Origin of the sequence: Campylobacter sp. BCW_6463, from assembly GCF_001762785.1 — a bacterium.
Lineage (GTDB): Bacteria > Campylobacterota > Campylobacteria > Campylobacterales > Campylobacteraceae > Campylobacter_D > Campylobacter_D jejuni.
Window position 1 is genome coordinate 1 of the sequence record NZ_MJXL01000070.1, and the last position, 6,908, is coordinate 6,908.

The 6,908-nt window shown below is 26.4% G+C and carries 4 protein-coding genes; 2 read left to right on the forward strand and 2 right to left on the reverse strand.

Annotated elements, in window-relative coordinates; all coding sequences use genetic code 11:
• The first annotated feature begins 57 nt into the window (after window positions 1-57).
• A complete protein-coding gene (locus AJ884_RS07715; protein ID WP_070286587.1) occupies window positions 58-1,326 on the forward strand; it encodes a hypothetical protein in 1,269 nt (422 codons plus the stop codon).
• 3 nt (window positions 1,327-1,329) lie between these two features.
• Here AJ884_RS07715 and AJ884_RS07720 read toward each other — a convergent pair whose 3' ends face one another.
• Window positions 1,330-2,229, reverse strand: coding sequence for an FHA domain-containing protein (locus tag AJ884_RS07720; protein WP_044779682.1), 900 nt, complete (start codon window positions 2,227-2,229; stop codon window positions 1,330-1,332).
• Window positions 2,226-5,753: a type VI secretion system membrane subunit TssM gene (gene tssM, locus AJ884_RS07725; protein WP_070286588.1), complete on the reverse strand. Its 3,528-nt coding sequence runs from the start codon at window positions 5,751-5,753 to the stop codon at window positions 2,226-2,228. Before tssM ends, AJ884_RS07720 begins: the two co-directional genes overlap by 4 nt.
• Window positions 5,754-5,886: 133 nt before the next feature.
• Between tssM and AJ884_RS07730 the strand changes: the two genes are divergently transcribed.
• Entirely contained in the window at window positions 5,887-6,402 is a 516-nt protein-coding gene (locus tag AJ884_RS07730) for an Hcp family type VI secretion system effector (RefSeq protein ID WP_044779685.1), read from the forward strand.
• Window positions 6,403-6,908 lie beyond the last annotated feature (506 nt).

The following is a 6,908-nucleotide window of genomic DNA, read 5'->3' on the forward strand; positions in this document are numbered from 1 at the left end:
ACTACTATAATCATAGAAGATGGTTTATATATGGGTTAAATTAAGAAAGGATAAATAATGAGTGAGACTTATAAAATTTATACACCCAATGGATTAACATTAGATGTGGAAAAAGATACCAATAAAATACTCTTTAAAGAAAATGTTAAGCCCACAGGCAACTATACCGAAGAATATTCCAAAGCGGTTTTTAAATCTTATCATATTATGAAAAACTCCCCCTACAAAGACTATAAACCCCAATACCTAGATCCTGAATTTCACACAGGGGAGAAATCTACTTTGCTTGAATTTAAAGATTGGCAAAGNATATATTTAAAAGATCCTATAAAAGGAGCTATAGCTCCTTGGACTAAAGCAGAAAAAGCTTATTATCATTCTTTAAAAACCAAAAGAGAAAGATATAAATATTTAGCAATAAGAAGTGGATTAAGATCTGTGGTTATAGATATACCCTATGATGCTTATGCTAATGTAGATGAAAAAGGATATTTAATCAATGAAGAATACGCCTATATTTATGATGAAGTAAGTTCTCATCGTGGAACATTAAAATCTTATTCTTTCTTTAATGAATGGGAATTGTCTGCTTTACTTTTGGGAAATATTAAAGCTAGTCCCACAGCTGCCGTAGGATTTAAAGCAAGACAACAACAAGCATTGTTTTTACAAGCTCAACTTGGAGATAAAAATGCTTTTAAAAGTTTAGGTTTAGCAGTATTGTGTTCTAATTCTTTTCTTACAGGGCAACATTGGAATAAGCTTAGAGCAAAAATGATTTACGATTTACACGATCATCATTATGAGAGTTTATTAGATGAATTTGGTATGCTTCCTTTTTTAGATGAGATTATAGGAGCAGATTGGACGATTGATTTAAATAAATATGATTTTGCCTATGATGAAGAAGGCAGGATCATTTGGGCTTTATATGATGATATTGAAAAAGGCAAATTAAAAGATCCAAGAGATATAGATTCTACTCCAGAAAGTAGAAATAAATTTGATGATGCTATGGATGGATACGAAAATGGAATGGTAACAAGATTTGATGTAGATACTCCAAATGATTGGAGTGAACAACAAGCTGCTTTAGATAGAGATACTCTAGTATTAAGCGCCAAATTAGCAGCCCTCACTCCTCCTCAAGGCTATCCTAATGCCCCTTATTATTTTACACCTGAAAGATTAGAATGGATTTATAAAAGAGGATATTTAGACAAACTCCTTGATCCAAGAATTCCTGCTATTTATAGATATAATTTTCCGCAAGAACTTCGAGCTAAAATACTAGCTTATGCTAAAGAGCATAATATCAAAGAGTAAAAATCACTCAAAATCTTTAATATACTTTTCCAATGCTTTGATGGTAAGATTTTCAAAAAGAATCTTATCTTCTTTAATATTATTTTGTATGGCAGCTTCAATATATTTAATAAACATATTTTCTTCCATTTCTTCAAATATTGGAGTATATAATTCTTTTGCGATTAGGCTAAGGGCTAAAATATTGATCAATCTTGTGGATTTGATTAAGGGTATATTATTAATAATACTTTCAAAATCTTTAATATTGATAGGAGAATAATCATTATTTAATTTAGAGTTTTGTTGTTTTGTTTTAATATCTTTTAAATTTTTTACCAAACTTTTTAAAACATTTTCATATTCTAATGAATTTGGATTTTTTTGAATTATTTCTTTTAAAAAGCTATCATCTGCCTTTTCTTCTTCGATAAATTTATAATCATTATTTTCTAAAATCTCTTTCAACTCTTTATTTTTGTCAAAATTTATACTTGTTTTTCCTCTAGGCTTAATTTCAATTTCATCAAAATGATTGCGTTTTTCAATATCTTCTAAGTATTTTTTATTTTCTTTAATGCTTGCTTCAATGCTTTTTGCATCCACAAATCTAAATTCTAAATTACCGATTTTAAAAATATCGCCTATACTGATTATTATTTCATAGCCACTTGGCATTCTAGAAAAGGACTTATTATAATAAATGTCAGAATCTTCAAAAGCCGCAATTGTAAAAGATCCTTCTTCATAAGATACTATGGCATGGGTATTTTTGATTTGTTCTAGTTTATCTTGAATACGAAAAGTGCAATCATCACCGCTTCCTATAGTTCCACCCTTTGTGTTAAATACAAATGTTTTAGAACCACTAATACATTCGTCATAATTCTCAATAGTAATTCCTATTTCTTCTTTTTCTATCATTGTTTATTTACCCCTGTAATATTTTCTACTATTTTAAGATTATTTAAAATATAAACTATATTATTTAATTCACTAGCACCGTTAATAATTTCAAAGTCAAAATATAAGTTTTTATTATTGTTAAATATAATGCTGTATATAGAATTACTTTTATTATCTTTTATAAACTTATACCATGCCCATTCTCCTTTATATGATTTTGTATAATTTAAATTAGGATTAGAGTAGTTATAGGCTGTAAAATTTAAACTTGTTCCATTATTGAATTTTTCTGCTACAATTTGTAGGGTTTGATTAAGAGTATGATCGTATTGGATATTTTTATTATCATAGCCAAGCTTTATAAAGGAAAAATCCGCACTTAAATCAAGGCTTTGAATAGTAAAATTAACTTTTATATTATCATTACCATTTAGTATGAGACTAGAGAGATTGCCTGCATTGGTGATAAAATCTAAAAATTCTTTAGAGAAATTTAATTTTGAAGCAAATTGAGAATTGACAGAATAGTTATTTTTTCTTTTTACTAAAACATTGTTCAAGTATTTTTTATAAAAACTATTTAATGTCCCATTTCTTCCAAAAAATGTTTTAAAACTATCCATACTAAGATCTGCTACACTCTCATCATTAAAAGGATAATATGGTGCAATATCATTAACAAATGGATTATACACTTCATTAATCCAAGCGGTATTAAATAAAGAAATACCATGATTTTCTATAAAATTCCACGAATAATTAGAAAGCTGACTATAATATCTCTCTAAATCATTAGGTAATTTTTTTATGTTCATTTGAAATACAGCAAAAGGATCATTGGCATCTTTATTGCCTCCAAGAGCATATGAAATTTTTTCTTCAGCGCTTTGGTTATTATTAGAACTAAAATCTATAATTTTATTGGATATATTTGTAATATTTGTATTAAGAATATCTAATATTTTTTCATCATCAGTGCCTTTACCCACTTCTATATTGCCAACACTCAAAAGTGTATTTTTGTTTACTAGCTTATGATATTGTGTGAAAGCATTGCTTACCCCAATAAAATTTGATCTAATTTCCCCAGCATTTAATCCTAAATTGTAGGCTTGAGTTAGTAAAACTGCATCATTTAAATTTGTATTAGAACTAACAATTTTTAACAAAGAATATAAGGGGTTTTCTTTTTTTGATAAGATATTAAGCTCATTAAGCATTGCCTCTTTGGTATTATACCTAACAGGTTGCAATGAAGCGAGTAGATTTTGCCAAGCATTTTGGTATTCACTTAAGTATAATTTTAAAATACCCATAGTCAAAGTGTTTTTATTTTCTTTAAAATTGTTATCTAGCATCCAAGATTCAATATTGATTGCGGTGTCAACTTGTTGATTTAAATCATTTAAAAAGTCCATCATACCAACTTTTGTATATATTTTATCTATAGAAGTTATTTGAGAATTATTTGAAAATACACTATTTGCAGCAAAACCTAAATCCTCTTTTATAAGATATTTTTCTTTAGGTTTATCGCTATTTAAAAAATTAAGAAGAATGTAAATTCTTTGAGTTCTACTTATACTCTCAAGTTTTCTTTTTCCTGTATGTATACTGTTTTCATCTTCTGTAAAAGATTTAAGATTAAATTGTTTAAGCTCATCCACCCCTTCTAGAAAGTCATCTTTAGAGATTGAATACTTACTTAAAGTATTCCAATTCTCGTTAATCCAAATTTTTAGTATTTCTTTATTAAAATATTTTTGTTCAAACAAAGATCTATACATATATAATGTTTTGATTAAATTTTCTTTATTTGTATCGGTAAGTAAAGTATATTCCATTTCTTTTAATAAAGTATTTTTTAACACATCTTCATTCAGTTTATAATAAAGTTGTTTAGCTTCTTTAAATCCTTTGTATGAGAGATTTAGATTTAAATATTGAAATATATTATTATCTTGCCAAAGTTCAGGATAAGTATTTAAAATATTTCTCAATTCAATTAAGAAGTCAGCTTTTTGTTTAATATTTAAATTTTGATAATCTTGATCTTTAAGAAGCAATTGTAAAGATCTTAAGGTGTTTTGGCTTTTTTCGAATTCTTTATTGTTTTTACTTATAAAATAAGAAGATATAGCATATGTTCCAAAGCTTATGATTAAAATTATAATTAAAAAAGATAATTTTTTAGAATAAGATTTCATAGTGCTTAAAGAATAATCTGTAAAAATTAAATCTTCGAGCAGTGATTTAACAAAATAGCTTTGTTTATTATGTATAATATTGGATTTTGATAATACTTTTTTGCAGTTATATTTCTCACATATGGCATCGAGTAAGAAATTTCTAGGAATATTTTCTTGATAGGCACTAACAAAATAAACTCCTCTAAGATAAGAATTATTTTTAAGCTTATTTTCTTCTTGCACTTCCAAAATAAAAGTCTTTGCTAATGCAAATAAATTATCAAATTGTTTTAAAAATAAGTAGCTTTTATTTTTATTTTCCATATTGTAAATATGGGAATTTTTACTCATTAAAGAGCATAATAATGAATCACTTAATTCTTTAAATTCATTATTTAAAAATTCTTCACTTAAGATTTTATCAAAAGATAATCCTAAAATTTTATCCGAAATTTTTTTATCGAAAATATCAAAATACTCTTTCATGCCTTCCATCAAGTCAAGTTTTGAAAAAACTATATAGATGGGCAACTTTAAATTCAAAGTTTTTTCACATTCGTTTACTCTTTTTGTTAGATATCTAATAAGATTTTTGGAATACTCCTTAGGATTATTTAAGAAAAGGACAGTATCAACAACTAAAATAATTCCATTTAGTTTGCTATGAAAAAAATTTTTATTGAGAAAAGTAAGGAATTTTTTCCATATATTTTTTTTAATTAAAAAATCTCTATTTTTATCTATATCATCTTCGGGTATTTCATCGCTACTTGTAGGCTTAAAAAATTCTTCTTGTGAAAAATAGTTTCCTTCTGTATCTAACAAAGCGCCTTTTTTTGATACATAAAGTGCAAAATTTCTAGTAGACTTATGGAATTTTTTATAAGACTCTAAACTATCGCTAAGTGGATATTCGATGTTAGAATAATTGATAAAAGTGCTTTTTCCAGCCCCTTCATTTCCTATGATGATAATTAAGGGTAAATTTTTTGTTTTTAAATCATTCTTCCATGTTTCTTTGGCATCTTTAAGAGATAAAAAGAAGTTTCTTTTAGATTTGTAAATAAACTCATCAGCTTCTTTTTTTAGGTCTTTAAATTTTAATCTTTTTTCACTTTTTAAAGAAGATATAAAATTTATAATAGGCTTTAATAAAAAAAATAAAAAAACAATAAGCCAAATTATCAAGATAATACTAAATCTTAAAAATGAGCTACTAAAAATATATATGTCGTTAAAAGCTATTAAAGGACCCCAAAACCAAAATAAAACACTAAAAAGAAAAATACAACAAAGTAAAAAAGCAGTTATAAATAATCTTGATTTTATAAAATCAAATATTTTTTTAAACATCGTTATTCCTTATTTAAAGTAAAAACAAATAAATATTAATATCAATATACAAATATTTTACAAAAATTTATATAGATTAAGATTAAAATGATACAATTTTGAATGTTAAAAAAAATTAAAGGAGGTTCTTTTTATGGCTGAACCAGCGTTTATAAGAATTGAAGGTTCCACACAAGGTTTGATTTCAAGTGGTGCATCTACTGAAGCGAGTATTGGCAATAGATATAAATCAGGTCATGAAGATGAAATCATGGCGCAAGAGGTATCTCATATCGTAACTGTACCCGTTGATCAGCAAAGTGGGCAACCTTCTGGACAAAGAGTTCATAAGCCCTTTTCTTTTACTTGCTCATTGAATAAGTCCGTGCCTTTGTTATATAATGCACTTACCAAAGGAGAAAGACTTCCAACAGTCGAAGTTCATTGGTTTAGAACTGCAGCAAGTGGCGGATCTGAACATTTTTTTACTACAAAATTGGAAGATGCAATTATTACAAATATTGAATTAATAATGCCAAATGCACAAGAGTCAAGTAATCATGATAAAACCGAGCTTTTAAAAGTTTCAATGAGTTATAGAAAAGTAGTTTGGGAACATACTGCTGCTGGAACTAGCGGAAGTGATGATTGGAGAGAAGGTAAAGCTTAATTATAATTATCTTAAAAAATCCCGACTAAAATGCGTAATTATAGTCGGGGTTATATCTTAAAAATATATTTTGTTTTCTTGGTTTTAATTACAAAACTACTTTCTAAATTATAATACTATTTATTCATACATGAAATCATTTATCTTAATGAGCAATTTTTGTCTTCTATGTTTGGATGCTAGCGAGCTAATCTTTATCAAACCACAAAATTACATCTTAATTTTAATAAAATAGAGAATCTAAGGAGATAACCCATGACATATATATTACTTCTTATTATAATTTCTACTATTCTTTCTTATCTTATATTAAAATTTATTTATAAAATCATCTTTAAATCTACAAAAAGCGTTTCAAAGTTTTTAGTCTTTCTTGGAAGTATAGGCTTAATTATCTTTTATTATACTCCTTATTCTTATTATTTAGAGCCTAGTTATTGGCAATTTAGGAATATGTGTAAGTTAAATGAACTTCCTAAAGTATAATAAGATTCTAGGGTATTTTG